Source organism: Geobacillus sp. 47C-IIb, from assembly GCF_014679705.1.
GTDB lineage: Bacteria > Bacillota > Bacilli > Bacillales > Anoxybacillaceae > Geobacillus > Geobacillus thermodenitrificans.
The window spans coordinates 42,618-58,360 of the sequence record NZ_CP061473.1 but is presented as its reverse complement, the minus strand read 5'-3'; the positions used below and the strand labels follow the sequence as shown (position 1 = coordinate 58,360).

Here is a 15,743-nt window from a genome sequence, read left to right as displayed (position 1 = left end):
TAGATTGTTTTATAATATAAATACAAAACCTTACCATAACGAAGGTGATGTCAGATGGACGATATCAAGGCTTTGTATTTGGCCATTAAAGAAAAAAACGATGCAGTGACCGCGTTTTTGCTGCAAGAGATTCGTGCGATGCTCGGCGCTGAGTATCAAGACTTAACCCAAAAGCAAGTGATGTTGCTGGAGTTATTGAGGCATCAAACCATGACGATCAATGAAATCGCTGAGTCCTTTTCGATGACTCCGAGCGCCGCCAGCCAGCTCGTCCGAAAGATGGAGGAAAAAGCCTATGTTCGCCGGGACATCAATCCTGCTGACCGTCGTGAAATTATCGTGCGCCTAGGCCAAGCCGGTCAAGCGTATCATAAGAAAATGGATGAAGTGGAATTGCATTTAATGGAGAAATATTACGGGAAACTTCGCCGAGAGGACTTAGAGAAGTTGAAGGAAATCAATGATAAACTGTATGATCTCATCATGAAAGAACATCGGTCGTAATCCCTTCTTCTTTCAGGAAGGGATCTGCACAATATTTAAGTAAATTTAATAATTAAGATTGGTTAATTATTAAGGAGGAACACCTTATGAACAAAACTCAGAACGTCCATTATATGCGATTTATCACTGCTTCTGTATTGGCTGTGGTCATTCTTTATGTAACGGTACGAAAACATGTTCATGTTTTCGAAAATTCGTCTGTGCTATTGTTGCTTGTCACCGTTTTTCCACTCTATTTAGCCGTTGTTTACCGAATGACCATTGGGCGGGTGAAGTATTCATGGAAAGTGTGCGTGAGCGTGGTTGCATCTGGGCTCGGTATCTCGTATTGGATCATTCCCGCTCCGCTTCGTGAGCAATACAAGGTGATCAAATATGTTTTTTTCGTAATGGAAGGTGGGATCATTCTAATCGAATTGTGGATCGCTTGGTATATCGTTCGAAACCTCGGAGCACTCATTCGCACCTTTCGCGCTGAAAAAACGAACCATTTTTATTTTTTAAGCACCTATGTGCATACCATTGAAGCCGTGTTCAAGCGTCCGGTCTTTTTGCTGCGCCTCCTCACAACAGAGGCCGCTGCTTTGTATTACTTAACATATCGCAAAAAAACACGCCAATTGTCATTGCCATATCCCACCTATTCCTATCATGAGAAAACGGAATATTTTTGTTTCTTTTTAATGCTCGTGCATGCGATGCTGATTGAAATTATTGCTGTTCATATTTTAGTGATGAGATGGAGTGAAATCGCTGCTTGGGTGGTCACGTTTTTTGATGTGTACTTCCTGCTCCTTCTTATTGCCGATTATCGAGCGATTACCCTATCCCCGGTCGTGTTGGCGCCTGATAAACTCCATATCCAATTGGGCATCCGCAGTTTTGTCGAAGTGGAATACACCAACATTGAGCAGATCACAAGGGAAGTGACCGCGAAACAAAAACGAAAAAAAGAAACTGATGCTTATTCAGTGACGTTGCCTAGTTTTTTTGAAGAAGAACCAAAACTAGAAATCCGCTTGAAGCAGCCGGTGGAAGTGACAGAACTGTTCGGCCGAAAAAAAACGGTGCGAAAGCTATATGTTACGGTCGATGACATCCATGGCTTTTATGACAATTTGTTGGAAAACACCAAGCGGTGGCTTCACATGAATAAAGAAATCGGCTCCGCGAATCCGCGATGAGCCGATTTTTTTGATTCGACTAACCTTTTTTCATCATGTAGTGCTCCATGGCCTGCTACAGCCATTGTCCCTCTTTCTTTGTGAAAGGAGACGGCATCCAGTTGAGCACTTCGGCATCTCGCCCCATCTCCTCCACACGTTCAAGTTGTCCAAGCGTTTGCGTCATATCGGAACCAACAAACGTCAACCATATACTGTTCGATTCATGTTTTCACCTCTGGATGACCCACAGGAGTGCCTGGCGACTGCTTTGTTTTTTGGATCAGGTGAACCCATTCTTGATCTATAGCCATCATCTCTGCCTCGGACTGATGACATAACGACTGGATCAGTTCTTTCGGCACATATTGTTCGAGCCACTGCCGCTGTTCTTTCTCCGTTTGCAAGTTATGGATGAGGTTCATCATCATCCCAACGAGAAGAACCCCATCGTTTTTATATGTAGTTCAATAGTTCACGCGGCGCAAAATCATTGATGTTCTGCAATTCTTCCTTACTCCACCATTTTACCTGTTGCCATGCCTCCTTTTCCTCTTTCGTCATATTTTCGAACGATAATCTAGTGTCCGATGGAATCACAATTTTGTAATAAATCTCACGACTAATAAAAGGACCTTGTTTCCCTTCGATCCATACATCCAGTTGGAATAGGGGCTCGCCGAGAAGGTCGACAACAATGCCTAGTTCTTCGTATAACTCCCTTTTTAACGCTTCCGCCGGCGTCTCGTTTTCTTCAATCCCTCCCCCTGGAGTCACCCATAACACTTTGTTTCCTACCACATCCCGAAATTCAAATCTCTGAAGAAGAATTTCATTCCGTTCATTGATGATTACGGCTCTAGAACATTTGCGTATGTTCATGAAACGCTGCCCCCTATATCAATGATCATTTTCAGCTAGACAAAGTCATCAGTCTCATGGTGAGAGAATCGTAGCATGGCACTCGCGATGCATAGAATTCCATCGCATCCTCCATTGTCTTTCATTATTGTTCTCGCAACAAGACACGAATGGCCCAAACCGCGACATCCTGATTCACTCGTGAGTGTTGATTCCGTTTTGATTTCCTCATCCCCCAGCTTTATGTTATCTCCTTTTGATCTAGTACTATTTTATCCTATTTAGTAATATTTCCCCTAGATCTTCGCAAAATCGGTTTTTACGGTGAAGATTTTCTTTGCCTATGCAGCCGTTTGGTATTCTACAAAAACGAGGCAGAGGGAATTTTCTCCCTCTGCCTTGTTTTTCTTCCCTTTATTAAGCGGTGACCGATTCCCTTGCTTTTTTCACCAGATCAAAGCGGTCGGCGTTCATGACTTTCACCCAAGCGTTGATGAAATCACGGACAAATTTTTCTTGGTTGTCGTCTTGGGCGTAAAATTCCGCGTAGGAACGAAGAATGGAGTTGGATCCGAAAATGAGATCTACCCGGGTCGCCGTCCACCGCACTTCGCCGGTTTTCCGGTTGCGGATTTCATAAATGCCGCTGTCTGTCGGCACCCATTCATAGTCCATATCCAACAAGTTGACAAAGAAGTCGTTGGTCAGCACCCCGATGCGGTCAGTGAAGACGCCATGAGGCAGATCGCGATAGTTCGCGCCTAACACGCGCAAACCGCCAACTAAGACCGTCATTTCTGGGGCGGTCAGCCCAAGGAGCTGCGCTTTGTCAACGAGCAGTTCTTCCGGTGGAACGCTGTACTCTTGCTTTTGATAGTTGCGGAAGCCGTCCGCAAACGGTTCTAATACCGCAAAGCTCTCGACATCGGTTTGTTCTTGTGTCGCATCGCCGCGGCCGGGGGAAAATGGCACTTTGACATCAAAGCCAGCGTCGCGGGCTGCCTTTTCCACCGCAGCGCTGCCGCCAAGGACAATCAAATCGGCGATGCTTACTTTTTTCGGCAGTTCGCGTTGAATGTCCTCATAGATGGACAGCACTTTCGCGAGCCGCTCCGGTTCGTTCACTTCCCACTCGTTTTGCGGTGCAAGACGAATGCGGGCACCGTTGGCTCCGCCGCGCTTATCGGAGTGACGGAACGTGCTGGCCGAGGCCCAAGCTGTTTTCACAAGTTCACTGACCGTCAGCCCGGAGTTCAAAATTTTGGCTTTGATTTCTTCAATTTCCGCTTCTGTCAATTCGTAATTGACTTCTGGAATCGGATCTTGCCAGATGAAATCTTCTTTCGGAACTTCCGGGCCGAGATATCTCGTTTTCGGTCCCATATCTCTATGGGTAAGCTTGAACCATGCCCGGGCAAACGCCTCCGCGAATTCTTCTGGATTTTGATGGAAACGGCGGGCGATTTTTTCGTATTCTGGGTCAAACCGCAGCGCCAAGTCGGTCGTCATCATCATCGTCGGCACTTTCTTCGACGGATCCTCGGCATCAGGCGCCAAATCCTTTTCATTCGGATCGACCGCCATCCATTGCCATGCCCCAGCTGGGCTCTTCGTCAGCCACCAGTCATAGCCAAACAGCATGTCGAAATACGACATATCCCATTGAGTTGGCGTCGGCGTCCAGGCACCTTCAATGCCGCTTGTGATCGTGTCGCTTCCTTTCCCTTTTCCGTAAGAACTCATCCACCCTAACCCTTGGGCTTCAATCGGTGCGGCTTCCGGCTCAGGACCGACGTGTGTGGCAGGACCGGCGCCATGCGCCTTGCCGAATGTATGACCGCCGGCGATCAAGGCGACCGTTTCTTCATCGTTCATCCCCATGCGACGGAACGTCTCGCGAATATCACGCGCCGCTGCTTTCGGATCCGGCTTTCCGTCCGGTCCTTCTGGATTGACATAGATTAACCCCATGACTGACGCGGCGAGCGGATGTTCAAGCTCACCATCGTCGGAATGGCGTTCAGAGGCGAGCCAGTCTTTTTCCGCTCCCCAGTAAATATCTTCTTCCGGATGCCAGACATCGACACGACCGCCGCCAAACCCGATCGTTTTTCCGCCCATCGATTCAATGGCGACATTGCCCGCCAAGATGAACAAGTCCGCCCAGGAAATCTTGTTACCATATTTCTTTTTGATCGGCCATAACAACCGTCGCGCTTTATCTAAGTTGGCGTTGTCCGGCCAACTGTTTAACGGGGCAAAGCGCTGCGTACCCGTCGATGCGCCGCCACGGCCGTCGCCGATGCGATACGTTCCCGCCGAATGCCAAGCCATACGGATGAACAGCGGCCCGTAATGACCATAATCGGCTGGCCACCAGTCTTGGCTTTCGGTCATCAATTTGCGTAAATCTTCTTTCAGTGCCCAGTAATCTAGTTTTTGAAATTCTGCAGCGTAGTCAAACTCTTCATCATGAGGGTTCGTTTTCCGGTCATGTTGATGGAGAATGCTTAAGTTCAGCTGATTCGGCCACCAGTCTTTGTTCGTCGTCCGATTCGAAGATTGATTCGTGATGCTTCCGTGAAACGGACATTGAGATGCGTTCTGGCGATTTTGATTTTCCATTCCCCTTTTCTCCTTTCCCTTGCTTAAATGAAATTGGAATGCCATCATTACCATTTCTGACTGTTTTTCGTCAGCCGCAAATGATAATGATTTGTACATTAGAATTATACTAAATTTAAATTTAATAGTAAATGAAAAAGATTATCTTTTGTTATATATTTTCTTTTTGATTTATGAGTGCTGCGATAACAGCCCAAGACATGCCATTATTAATTTATGTCAAAAACGAATTATAATTCAGTTATTTTTGACAATATAAAAATGATTACCTCATTTATAAAAAACGTCGTGATCTAGAATGCGGCATTCCTTTTGATGAAATATGCACGACGGCAATCCGTAAAAAAATGGAATGCCGGAGTGCTGTTCAATGTTCATGAGCAGCTGAAGCAAGTAAAGATCGGAATCGAATGGACATGTACGTGATCGACTCTGCCACGCTGACGAAAGACACGAGGAACGGAAGAAAGCAAAAGTGGCACTAAGATCACCGTTTACGATCCCATTGATGTTTCACGGAAAGATCCATAGTTTTATGGTTTCCCCTCCACCTCGGCATGAAAATTGGCGATCCAAGGAACACACATGTTCACGGAAATCCCATTGCTTTGAGGAAGGGGCATTTCTTCTGGCTTTTGCGACATAGAGAAGCTAGGGGCTTGTTGCTTGAGAACGATGAACACTTTTCGCCCCATCCGCGCGGAGATGGGAGCGGGAAACATCAAGCAGCCGCCAGAGCTGTAGCGGTCACTTTTCACCAGGAAATCGATGTTACTTGTTAGAGACTTAGAGGGTAAGGGGGGATTGGGGGAGCCAATTCAAGAGAGGCTACCAGCAGGTTATCATGTGCTGTGTTGACTGAGGCGTCTCCCAATCCTTGTGATGTGGAATCAGTGAAAGGGTTGCTAGACGTACGCCAGAAGAACAATAAACAAGCGACCGAGATTAAGGAAATCACGGGTATTTAAAGAGGAGCAAACCGGAAACTGTCTCAGGCAGCCGGCCTCCCCCTCTCTTTTGTATAAACAGCATCATATGCCCTCTCTGTTATTTCACTGAAGGGAGAGAGTTTCTTGGGTCATCACGTCTTATGGCAAACAGTGAGCTGAGCGACCCGGTTACCATTTTTATGTTCTGCTTTCACTTCGTTTAGAAAATAGGGGAACTTCTTTCAAAATAAAGGGGCATGTTTTTCACATCTTCCAAATTTATTTGGCCGCCTGTTTGGCCTCTTGGCTGTAGAATTGGTAGTGATTGCGTTTGGCTTTTGCCCGATAGAGGGCTTGGTCAGCATGGAGGATTAGTTCTTTTGCTGTGCTTCCATGCCACGGATAAATAGCAATTCCGATGCTGGTGGTGACAACTATTTTATGACCGTTAATGAAAAACGGCTTTTGCATGCTTTGGTGCAGTTTGTACACTTTTTTCTCGATATCCCAATCATTCATTACGCCCCTTAGCAAAAGTAAAAATTCATCTCCTCCCATTCTACACGGGATGGCATTCGGTTCAATATTCTCCTTTACCCTTTGGGCAAACCGCTTTAAAAGCTGATCTCCCATATCATGGCCGAACGTATCGTTCACTTCCTTAAAATGATCCATGTCGATATACACAATGGCTAACTGGTCATTGGTTTGTTTGGCTTCCTCAATCGATTCACGGACCACATCAAGAAACAATCTCCGGTTTGGAAAACCGGTTAATGCGTCATGGAACGCTAAATATTTTAGTTGTTCTTCATAATGGACTCGTTCGGTTACGTCAAGCATGACGACTTGGACAGCCGTCTTGTCACCATATTCGATGGGGGAGAACGCCATCCTTGCATAAATCGTTCTGTCATCCAACGTATGGACTTTTTCGATAAAAGAAAGTTCATCCTTCCAGCAGGTTTCCCATACGGTGTCATCCACCCCACAGCAAATGTTCCGTATAGGGACACCTACGATTTCACTTTTTTGTTTCGCCCCGAACAGCTGTACAGCTCCCGTGTTCGCATAAATAATGATTCCATCTTGGTCAAAAACAAGCACCGCCCCGGGCAAATGCTCCAGAAACGTTCTGTACCGTTCTTCGCTCGCTTCCAGTCGCTCTTTGAGCTTTTGCAGCTCCCATTCCCGAACCTTTCGTTCCGTTATGTCGCGGACAACGGCAACGAACCAGAGATGTGCGTCGTTTGGCAAAACAAACGGGGTAAGGACGGTTTCGTAACTTTTTCGTCCGAAAGGAGTGTCGATCTCATCCTCATAAACGAACGTCGTCTTCATTTGTGCAGCCTGTTTATAGTGCGCTTCGAGTTTTACCGCCTGCGTTGGAGGCAAAACGTCTTCGAACCGCTTACCAGCGAGATGATTCGTTCCAACGGTACGACACGCTTTTTGATTCGCCCATACATAATGAAATCCTCGTTCATCAGCCCGCACAATAAAGACCATGTCGTCGATCATATCAAAAATGCTCCATAACAGCCCGTAGTGCTGCTCGATCAATGTTGTCTCCACTTGTTCCAAATCCTCCATAAGAAAGGTTTCAAAAGGATGCGAATACCGTTCAGCGCTTCCTTCCCCATCACTTGAAACGCTTAGCTAAAGATGAATCGTCACCATTCTCCGTTGTACCTCGTGAAATTTCAATTTCGAAATATAGGCTACTTTTTCACAACTGAAAAAGTGGACCTTGTACGTTTCACCAACGTGTGTAATTTTCACTACCTTTTTTAAATTGACGATATAAGAACGATGGGTTTTAAAAAAACAATGAGTGAGCCTCTTTTCCACCTCGTTTAGAGGGAGGGTTGTCTCATATTGCTCATCAGCCGTATGAATGATTGTTTTTCTATTTTCTTTCTCCACGAACAAAATATCTTCCATTGGCAACCAAACAATGGAATGTTTCATGCGGATCTCCAGTCTTTTATTGAGCGGCTTCATTGATGTAACCGGTTGGTTGACGATTTCAATGAATGTACGCGCTTTTTCCAGTGCTTGAAAGAGGCGTATGCGCTCGACTGGTTTCACGATATAATCGGTCGCGGATATTTCAAACGCTTTGACAGCAAATTGGTCATCCCCAGTAGTAAAAATCACTTGAACAGACGGCAAAAACTGTCTGCATAGTTTAACCGCCTCCATCCCATCGAGTTCAGGCATGTAGATATCAACGAGGACAATATGTGGCCGCAGTTCGAATGTAAGCTGCAACAGCTCCTTTCCGGTAGCCGCTTCCGCTACAACATCGTAGTTCGGAAACAAACGAACAAAATTCCGCAAAATCGCTCTTGAAACTGCATCGTCATCAGCGATCACGACTTTTAAATCATTCAACGAATCCTCTCTCCTTCCCTCTTCTTCCCTCACCTTCCCTTATTCTGGACAATCTGGATCAAATATATTTGTACAAACAAGAAACTTACAAGAGAGGGTTGAACATGATTTGTTCGTTTTCCCCCAAGGCCACTTCGATTTGATGTTGCTCTGTTTGAAAAGTATAGACGGTTTGACCGATTTGAACGATGGTGCCCTCTTTCGCGATGCCAAGCTTCACTGTTTGTCCGCGCGGCACTGTAATATAGGTGGCGGTCCCTAAATTGGATCCTGCCTCTTGAATGAACGCGCCTTTTTTCGCGTAAGCGCGGCCGCCGCGCATCACCCTTTAATGTCAAGAAACCCATCGGAGTGGATCGTACAGTTTTGGCATCCTCGGCCAAAAACAACGATATCACCGCGACAATAAATGGTGCTGTTTAACGCATAGGCCATCTCGACATAGTTATCCACATTCTGTTTCGATGTATAGGACCCGGTTATCCCTTTTATATCATCAAGCAGCTTGACAAGTTGCGGGAAGGAATGAGATTCATTCGGAACACTTGAGAAAAAACATCGTTGCAGCCGTTCTGTCAAGTCGCGCCAAACGGATGAAATTTGTTGGCCATCCTCTTTTTTTACGGCCTCTATATATTTCTTTCCTTTCTTTTCTAAATCAGAAAACTTATCGTTCATTAAAAGTTTGATTAGTTTAAAGAAAAGAAGTTGTTCACTTTTCGCCCAAGCAAACGTTTTCCACGACGGCGAACGAAGCAACTGTTTGATCAAAATCACCATGTTTTCGATATCTTCTTCCATTTCGCCTAACAAGCGGATAAGCTCAGAAGGCATTGCCCGATCTGTTCCTGCTGAAATGGTGCTTCCAATCACATTCTTTCGAATGATCACCGCCTGTTTTGAGGTGACCATCGCCCGATGGACATTTTGATAGATGATAACGCGTCCGTCTGCTTCCACTTCCATGCCGTCTCCTACACTTCCGGTAATATCCACATCACCGTGAAAGCGAATAGAACCCGAGCTCATGTTGACATCGCCGTCATGGACGAACGTGTCAACGACAGAAATATGCACATCCAGTCCTTCTTGTCGAAATACTAACCTTCCGTTATCTACTGCAATGATTTTTTTCCCGTTTTCAGCCATCTTTACCCCTTTTCCTATATGAACAGTAACTGGCCGAACCGGTTTAGGCGGAATCAGCTCGTTCGTCACAGTGATCCCTGGGGCACCAGGAAGAGGGGGATGGATAACTGCTATGGTTTGCCCCGCTCGAACGGAAGGAATACGGTCTCCTTTTAAGGAATGAACATCCTCACCTTCACCCGACAACTGTTTCTGTTTGTGATCTGTATCGACCATCAACTCCACCCAACCGTTTGTTCCTTCCCGCGGCTTCACTCCTCTAGCAACGATAAAATCACTCGGTTGTGTCGCCTGTGTAGCTTCAATGATCGCGGCAAAATCGATCCCTTGAACGATATGCAAGGCTCGGAGTTTTTGTAAAATAGACTCGCAGTCTAAAGCGTTCTGCACCTCAAGCAGCGGCTCGGTTTGCGACTCCATTTGGCCGCCAAGGTCGTCCTCGTTCAATTCCTTCCGCTTTTTGGCCCCGGGTTCAACGCGCAAAATCACATGCAGTTTATCATCATCAACAACAATCTCCCATTTCGTCTCGGTCGTCCCCTCCATAGTTTGTCCGCTAAACCGTTCTCCTTCCGCTGCAGTTGTTGTTTCCGTCATCTGTCCACCGGTGTTATGAATGCTCTCTCCCCTGCGGTAATGAGCAAAGACCATAGCATTCACCTCTTCCACCCAGGCTTTTTCCTCGCCGTCTTCCATGCATTCAGATCCCCTCACTCGTGATTAGCTAAGCCGCTTTTTCCCCCTCGAGAACATGCGCTCACTTCTATCTCCCTATTTTTGTCAATCGAATAAAAGAGGAGGAGGAAAAAGCTATGTCGGTGCATCCATACGCAGTAGTTTAGGTCAACCGTTCCGGCCTGCCTAAAAGATATCCTTGCGCTGCTGGTACTCTTAATAGCTTGGCCTGAGCAAGATCCACTTCCTTTTCAATGCCCTCTAACACGAGCACTATTTTAGGACTGCAATAGTTTACTAGCAAGCTGAGCATTCTTTGCTTTTCCACGTTGACTGCTAGCCCTTGAGCGAAATACCGGTCTAATTTGATATAATCTGGCTGTAGTTCAATAATCTTTTGTAAAGTGGAGGCCCCTTTATCAACGTCATCAACTGCAATGTAAAATCCGTGCTCTCTGATCCACTGTACAGCCGCCTTCAGTTCGCCGTCTTTCCATCTGTCGTCGTCTTCTGTTGTTTCGTTGAGCTCAAACACAATTCGGTTTTTAATATATGGAAAACGTTCAACCATTTTTTTTAACAACTGTGCAAACTCTCGCCGCGAGATCGTGGATGGGTACACATTTACAAACAGTAGTCCTCTTTTCTGTTCCAAGAAAGGAAATTGCGAAATGGAGCTTTCTAATGATATAAGGTCAAGCTCGTACAAACAGCCTTCCTCCCGGGCTTTTTGAAAAAACTGTTCGATATTTTTGACCCCATTCACCCGCAGCAACGATTCATACCCGAAAATGCTCCAGTTCATTAAATTCCATAGTGGCTGATAAACATGTTCAAACAGTTGTTTGTCGATTACACTCCGAACAGGAATGAAAGTCACCGTTTTGCTACTCCTTTTATAATTCTTTTTTTCTATTAAAAGAAGTTACTAAGCACAAAAGTCATTGTGAAAAAATGAGTTATTTGTGCAATTTTTACTATAATATTTTTCCATATATTTGTCTAACTTTACACACACGTCAAAAGCATGCATATACCCCTTATCTACATCTAAAAGGACATATTACATCCTTTTTTCGACATTTTAAGACATATTTCTTCCTTGTTGTGTTTGTTTTATGTCGAAAAATCCTCCTCTTGTGAGGAGAATTTTACCAATTCTTCAACAAATGAGTTTGCGTTAAGCGAGTTCGTTATATAGTCTATAAATCCTACTTTTCATCGTAGCGTTAGCACTGAGTACCATCATCGGGATACGGCTCGTTCATGATGTTGCAACATGTTCAATATAGTATATCCGAAGGATGATGTCGATCAGAATGAGATTCAATTGGCCATCAATCGCCTTTAGCAAGCCTTCACTGCGGATGTTGGCAAATGTTAACGAGAAATTCGAAAACGATTTCAGTGTATATTGTAAGTTAGATAGATGATCTTCAATACATCTCATTTTTTATCAAAATTAAGCGAGAACACTCCCACTTCAACGTAGCGAAGCGAAGGAAGTGGGGATGAATCGCTGCTAATCCATTTTACTGAATATACAATATTTTAGAAAAAACACAGCATAATGTGAAGAGATGAAAAAATGTATTTCTGCATTAAATAGCAACTCAAAGGCTTAACGAAAAAAGAATACTTAGAGAACTATGTCATATTGCTAAGAATCTGTATAACGTAGGTTTATACACAGATGTGTTTGTTACTGACGTCCGTTTACTATGATGTGAGTTATTCCTTTCGCGCTCAGTGTCTTATTTCTTCTACCGCCGGCTTATTATTTCATCCGGACAGAGAATACGTTTCGGTCCATCACATTTTCGTCCCTCTGTTGCTTGTCATCATGTTTTGGACAAAAAAGATGAACTTCTTCTGCCTATGCGTCATGCCTAGAAATAGGAGATTTCTCAATGAAACCATCCCGGTTTGTCAGACTGTGCTCCACCGGAGGGCGAGGCCATTCGGGTTGTCTTTTACGCTTTAGAAGCTTTTATCTGCTCATTCCATTGAAGCATTTAGCCATACGAGAGCAGTGTGCTTGGGACGAAAATAAACACTGGTAAAAGAAAGATCATTTAATGAAAAAACTCGCCCCGTCGATCCATTCAAGATCGTTATAGTGCTTGAGGTCACGCACAAGCTGAAACAGCGCCTCATCTTTTTGTTTCGCTTCAATCATGCAGTCAAGCTGCTTAACGGTGCCTTTCACTTCCCGCAAAAAGCGGATGAACATCTCGGCATCGACGAAATCATGATGAGCGCGAAACTGTCTATCGCTTTTTGGACTTGAGATATGCATTTTCATGGGTAGTGGTGAGTGGTGCCATGTCGCCACGATCCGTTCCCAGTCCGGCCGCCAGTCTTCTTCGTCGTGATTGGCGAGATGGTGGTGCAAATCAAAGACGAGCGGCACGCCGAGCTTTTCGCATGCATACAGTGCATCACGCAACGTAAACACCGTATCATCATTTTCAAACATGATCATCCGCTGCCCCCAAACAGGCACGTACGCCCAATTGTGAATCAGCTGCTCCAACGCTTTCTCTTTGTCACCGTACCCGCCGCCGATATGGAGCACGCAACGGTGTTCGAGATCAATCCCCATCCCGCTCAATAGCTCCGCGTGCAGCTTTAACGTGTTCAATGAGGCGCGGAACACGTCAGGATCGGGAGAATTGAGCACAACAAAATGCTCAGGGTGAAAATCAAGACGCATCGGATACTCCTGCAAAAACAGAGCGATCGTTTGCAACGCCTCGCGAATCGGGGCGAGATAATCCCAGTTCTCTAATTCCGGATGATTGGCGAGCGGAATGAGCCGTGAGCTGAGACGAAAAAACCGGATCTCATGTGCCTTGTTATGCTTGAGCAAGCGAAGGCAATTGTTGATATTCGAACGAGCAATCCGTTCAAGCTTGCGAATTGCCGCCTCGCGGTCGCGAAGCACGCGAAATTGCGCTACGGTCATCGTCTGTGAGGGAGAGCAATGGGGAACATGCACGCTCATGGCGACATAGCCAAGCCGGACAACCGTCATCATCATTCTCCTCCGTTCTGTTCATCGATTGCGGCTGTTAGTATGCCCAGCCTGAATAATGCCTATGAACGAACATGGTTTTGTAACAGCCAGCACAATGGCACATAGATCAGCGCAATCATCCACATTCGACAATATGATTCAACAAGCTAGGCCATTTTCAAACACTATCCTCTTTTCTCCACTACCCATTGTTGTCACCCCAGTTATCTTGTCTAATTAGTCATCTTCCCATTTACAAGAAATAGGTCGAAAAATAGTTATTCACCCGAATCATTTTTTGAAAAATTATCATTTAATACAGTAGTACCAAATCTAAACCATTGGGAAAGGATGAGAAATGGATGGTTTGTGTGTGCAATGGAGGATTGTTCCCGCAGCTGTTTTTTACACAGTCTTCAACCGAGCTACCCATTACAATCCCTGTAGCAGGAACAGCCGTTACAGAAGTGCTTCGTTTGGAGCCGATTACAACCCTCAGCAACGATCTCGTCAAACTTGATTCGATGGTTGAACTGGAATTGTCCGTATTGGCGCTCCTATCTGGTGTAGCCTTGACAGGTATCACGTATCGCTTAGAACGTTCAACGAACGGAGGAGCGTTTACGCCCATTGCGGAGCTGGACGTCGAATCTCTGCTTCCTGTATTAGCACTTGCTGCCAACACGACACTGTTCCCGAACTTGACGTGGGTCGATAACCCAGGCGTGGGCACACATGTATATCGCATCGTGATTGAAACAGACGGTTCAATTCTAGGCAGCTTGTTAAGCGACATCACAGCTGAAACTCGTGCCTTGAATGCTCTTGTCGTCAGAAACAACGCATAACGAAAAAAGCTGACTCAATGAAAGAGACATACAATCATTGAGTCAGCTTTTTTGTTTCTAACAATTTGTGGAACATGGAAGCTCGATTGTAAAATGTGCTCTGTCATGTAAGAAGGATTACGTCAACTATGAATGATAATATGATTTAATGCTCGAACCCCTTCTTGAAACTGGCGACAGAAAAAAAATCCTTCCATTTTGTAAGTCATTCGTTCTTCTCCCATCTCGAGGTAGAACTGGAAATTGGAAAACGAGAGAGTTTGCCCTGGTTCAATTCGTGATACTCGAACCGGCTTTAACCAAAACTCCCCTTTCTCTTCGACCATTTGCTCCGCTTGTTCGCTCATATAGTTCCACGGCTCCATCACTAGTGGATTAATCCGTTGATCATACTGAATCTCATCCCCTAATTTTGCCGATAACGCGATGCGTTCTTTCGGAGTAACCCGTAAACAGATGAAAGGATTGTCCAACGGAATAGAACCCATATTACGAATGACGAAGTTCGCAGCGACCGTCGCTTTATTCCCCTTTGTATTCGGAAGCAATAATGAATAAGTGAAATAACAAATGGCTTGAATCCCATCAAGCTTGTTCTGTTGGCGCAAATTTTTTATCTCTTTTAATGCTTGTTTGACAATGTAAAGCTCCTTCTCGATGGCGTGGATTTTATTTTCTATTTCTGGAAGACGACTGACCATCGTTTTCCTCCTTCCTGGCAGGATGATTTACTACTCATGTTATATGTATGAAAAAAAGAGGAGTAATCTCCTCTTTTTTTTACGAGACAAACAAAACGGTGTGATTACATCATCGTTGGAAAAACAGCAGGACATTGCGGCGGGAAGACATCCACAGGGCATTCTTCCTCGCAGATGATTTCCGGGCGAGGCTGGCAGAATCTTGCGGCCACTTCCAAAATGACTTCATATGTCACGACAATGCTTTGGCAAATTCTTACCGAAACATTCGCAGTAATGCTGTCTCCGTTTTGCGTAAACGATCCCACGCGGCAATTATTGAAGGCGTTTTGTGTAGCATTGCAACATACCGTTGTGCCTTCTGGAGCACAAAGGATCACTTCCTCGGTGGTCGTGATCAATGCCGGGTTGCTAAGTACGGTAACTTGAGCGCCATCTGTATTTGTTCCAGTCACCTCTAACACGATTTGAATCGTTTTGCTTAAAGTGACGGCTTGCAAGGTAACAAGTTGATTTCCTACGGTACATTCGATATCGCGGCGAACGTCTTCGGCACACTCTAACATGGTGACAGCACAATTGACCTGCGAGATCGTAATGTCGGCTAAAGCCCCTTCTGGAAACGTAAAGGTGATATCTTGGGCAAGCTGTACAACGTGTGTTGTCCAGTCGTATACTTTGCAGACTTGGATGCATTCAGGGTCAAATTGTTGAGCAAATTGCTCTAAATTAATGGGCATAATACAATAACCTTCCTTTCATTCAATTTTTCAGGCTACTGTATAGTATGTTATAGGATAATGGGAGTGATAGTTATAACGCCCATTTTCTCCGTTATATGTAATGATTTATAGTGTAAATATCCATCCCGT

Annotated in this window: 14 protein-coding genes; 3 read left to right on the top strand and 11 right to left on the bottom strand. The window is 45.1% G+C overall.

Going from position 1 to position 15,743, the window contains the following annotated elements:
- Positions 1-54 precede the first annotated feature (54 nt).
- Both IC804_RS00305 and IC804_RS00300 read left to right on the top strand, forming a co-directional pair.
- On the top strand, positions 55-504 hold the full coding sequence (locus IC804_RS00305) for a MarR family winged helix-turn-helix transcriptional regulator (RefSeq protein ID WP_014195805.1): 450 nt from the start codon (positions 55-57) through the stop codon (positions 502-504).
- Positions 505-590: 86 nt separating this feature from the next.
- Positions 591-1,688 (top strand): hypothetical protein, encoded by a 1,098-nt coding sequence (locus IC804_RS00300; protein WP_081157492.1) that lies wholly within the window; start codon positions 591-593, stop codon positions 1,686-1,688.
- Between the two features lie 203 nt (positions 1,689-1,891).
- Here the strand turns inward: IC804_RS00300 and IC804_RS00295 are convergent, their stop codons facing one another.
- The 9 genes from IC804_RS00295 to uvsE form a co-directional block, all read right to left on the bottom strand.
- A complete protein-coding gene (locus IC804_RS00295) occupies positions 1,892-2,098 on the bottom strand; it encodes a hypothetical protein (protein ID WP_081157494.1) in 207 nt (68 codons plus the stop codon).
- A gap of 25 nt (positions 2,099-2,123) precedes the next feature.
- Positions 2,124-2,549, bottom strand: coding sequence for an NUDIX hydrolase (locus tag IC804_RS00290; protein WP_008879139.1), 426 nt, complete (start codon positions 2,547-2,549; stop codon positions 2,124-2,126).
- Between the two features lie 396 nt (positions 2,550-2,945).
- Positions 2,946-5,153, bottom strand: coding sequence for a catalase/peroxidase HPI (gene katG, locus IC804_RS00285; RefSeq protein ID WP_081157495.1), 2,208 nt, complete (start codon positions 5,151-5,153; stop codon positions 2,946-2,948).
- Positions 5,154-6,361: 1,208 nt separating this feature from the next.
- A complete protein-coding gene (locus IC804_RS00280) occupies positions 6,362-7,675 on the bottom strand; it encodes a diguanylate cyclase domain-containing protein (RefSeq protein ID WP_029760770.1) in 1,314 nt (437 codons plus the stop codon).
- 66 nt (positions 7,676-7,741) lie between these two features.
- Entirely contained in the window at positions 7,742-8,479 is a 738-nt protein-coding gene (locus IC804_RS00275) for a LytR/AlgR family response regulator transcription factor (RefSeq protein ID WP_008879144.1), read from the bottom strand.
- 85 nt (positions 8,480-8,564) lie between these two features.
- Positions 8,565-8,801, bottom strand: coding sequence for a hypothetical protein (locus IC804_RS00270; protein WP_008879145.1), 237 nt, complete (start codon positions 8,799-8,801; stop codon positions 8,565-8,567).
- Complete coding sequence (locus IC804_RS00265; protein WP_081157496.1) at positions 8,801-10,324, bottom strand: flagellar assembly protein A; 1,524 nt, start codon at positions 10,322-10,324, stop codon at positions 8,801-8,803. The genes IC804_RS00270 and IC804_RS00265 overlap by 1 nt, the downstream gene beginning before the upstream one ends.
- Positions 10,325-10,466: 142 nt before the next feature.
- Positions 10,467-11,183 (bottom strand): EAL domain-containing protein, encoded by a 717-nt coding sequence (locus IC804_RS00260; protein WP_060475842.1) that lies wholly within the window; start codon positions 11,181-11,183, stop codon positions 10,467-10,469.
- Between the two features lie 1,191 nt (positions 11,184-12,374).
- On the bottom strand, positions 12,375-13,340 hold the full coding sequence (gene uvsE / locus IC804_RS00255) for a UV DNA damage repair endonuclease UvsE (protein ID WP_060475841.1): 966 nt from the start codon (positions 13,338-13,340) through the stop codon (positions 12,375-12,377).
- Between the two features lie 344 nt (positions 13,341-13,684).
- Here uvsE and IC804_RS00250 point away from each other — a divergent pair, with 344 nt between their 5' ends.
- On the top strand, positions 13,685-14,170 hold the full coding sequence (locus IC804_RS00250; RefSeq protein ID WP_029760777.1) for a hypothetical protein: 486 nt from the start codon (positions 13,685-13,687) through the stop codon (positions 14,168-14,170).
- Positions 14,171-14,292: 122 nt separating this feature from the next.
- On the opposite strand, the gene IC804_RS00245 is transcribed toward IC804_RS00250, so the two are convergent.
- Complete coding sequence (locus IC804_RS00245; RefSeq protein ID WP_008879151.1) at positions 14,293-14,871, bottom strand: hypothetical protein; 579 nt, start codon at positions 14,869-14,871, stop codon at positions 14,293-14,295.
- Between the two features lie 104 nt (positions 14,872-14,975).
- Positions 14,976-15,611 carry a BMQ_0737 family morphogenetic spore coat protein gene (locus IC804_RS00240; RefSeq protein ID WP_008879152.1) on the bottom strand — a complete coding sequence of 212 codons (636 nt, stop codon included), beginning with the start codon at positions 15,609-15,611 and terminating at the stop codon, positions 14,976-14,978.
- Between the last annotated feature and the right edge of the window lie 132 nt (positions 15,612-15,743).

Excerpts from the sequence above, each read along its gene's own strand:
- IC804_RS00245 (WP_008879151.1), bottom strand. The coding sequence starts at position 14,871 with ATGGTCAGTCGTCTTCCAGAAATAGAAAATAAAATCCACGCCATCGAG.
- IC804_RS00265 (WP_081157496.1), bottom strand. The coding sequence starts at position 10,324 with ATGGAAGACGGCGAGGAAAAAGCCTGGGTGGAAGAGGTGAATGCTATG.
- IC804_RS00240 (WP_008879152.1), bottom strand. The coding sequence starts at position 15,611 with ATGCCCATTAATTTAGAGCAATTTGCTCAACAATTTGACCCTGAATGC.
- IC804_RS00250 (WP_029760777.1), top strand. The coding sequence starts at position 13,685 with ATGGTTTGTGTGTGCAATGGAGGATTGTTCCCGCAGCTGTTTTTTACA.
- IC804_RS00290 (WP_008879139.1), bottom strand. The coding sequence starts at position 2,549 with ATGAACATACGCAAATGTTCTAGAGCCGTAATCATCAATGAACGGAAT.
- uvsE (WP_060475841.1), bottom strand. The coding sequence starts at position 13,340 with ATGACGGTTGTCCGGCTTGGCTATGTCGCCATGAGCGTGCATGTTCCC.
- IC804_RS00280 (WP_029760770.1), bottom strand. The coding sequence starts at position 7,675 with ATGGAGGATTTGGAACAAGTGGAGACAACATTGATCGAGCAGCACTAC.
- IC804_RS00305 (WP_014195805.1), top strand. The coding sequence starts at position 55 with ATGGACGATATCAAGGCTTTGTATTTGGCCATTAAAGAAAAAAACGAT.
- IC804_RS00300 (WP_081157492.1), top strand. The coding sequence starts at position 591 with ATGAACAAAACTCAGAACGTCCATTATATGCGATTTATCACTGCTTCT.
- katG (WP_081157495.1), bottom strand. The coding sequence starts at position 5,153 with ATGGAAAATCAAAATCGCCAGAACGCATCTCAATGTCCGTTTCACGGA.
- IC804_RS00295 (WP_081157494.1), bottom strand. The coding sequence starts at position 2,098 with ATGATGATGAACCTCATCCATAACTTGCAAACGGAGAAAGAACAGCGG.
- IC804_RS00270 (WP_008879145.1), bottom strand. The coding sequence starts at position 8,801 with ATGCGCGGCGGCCGCGCTTACGCGAAAAAAGGCGCGTTCATTCAAGAG.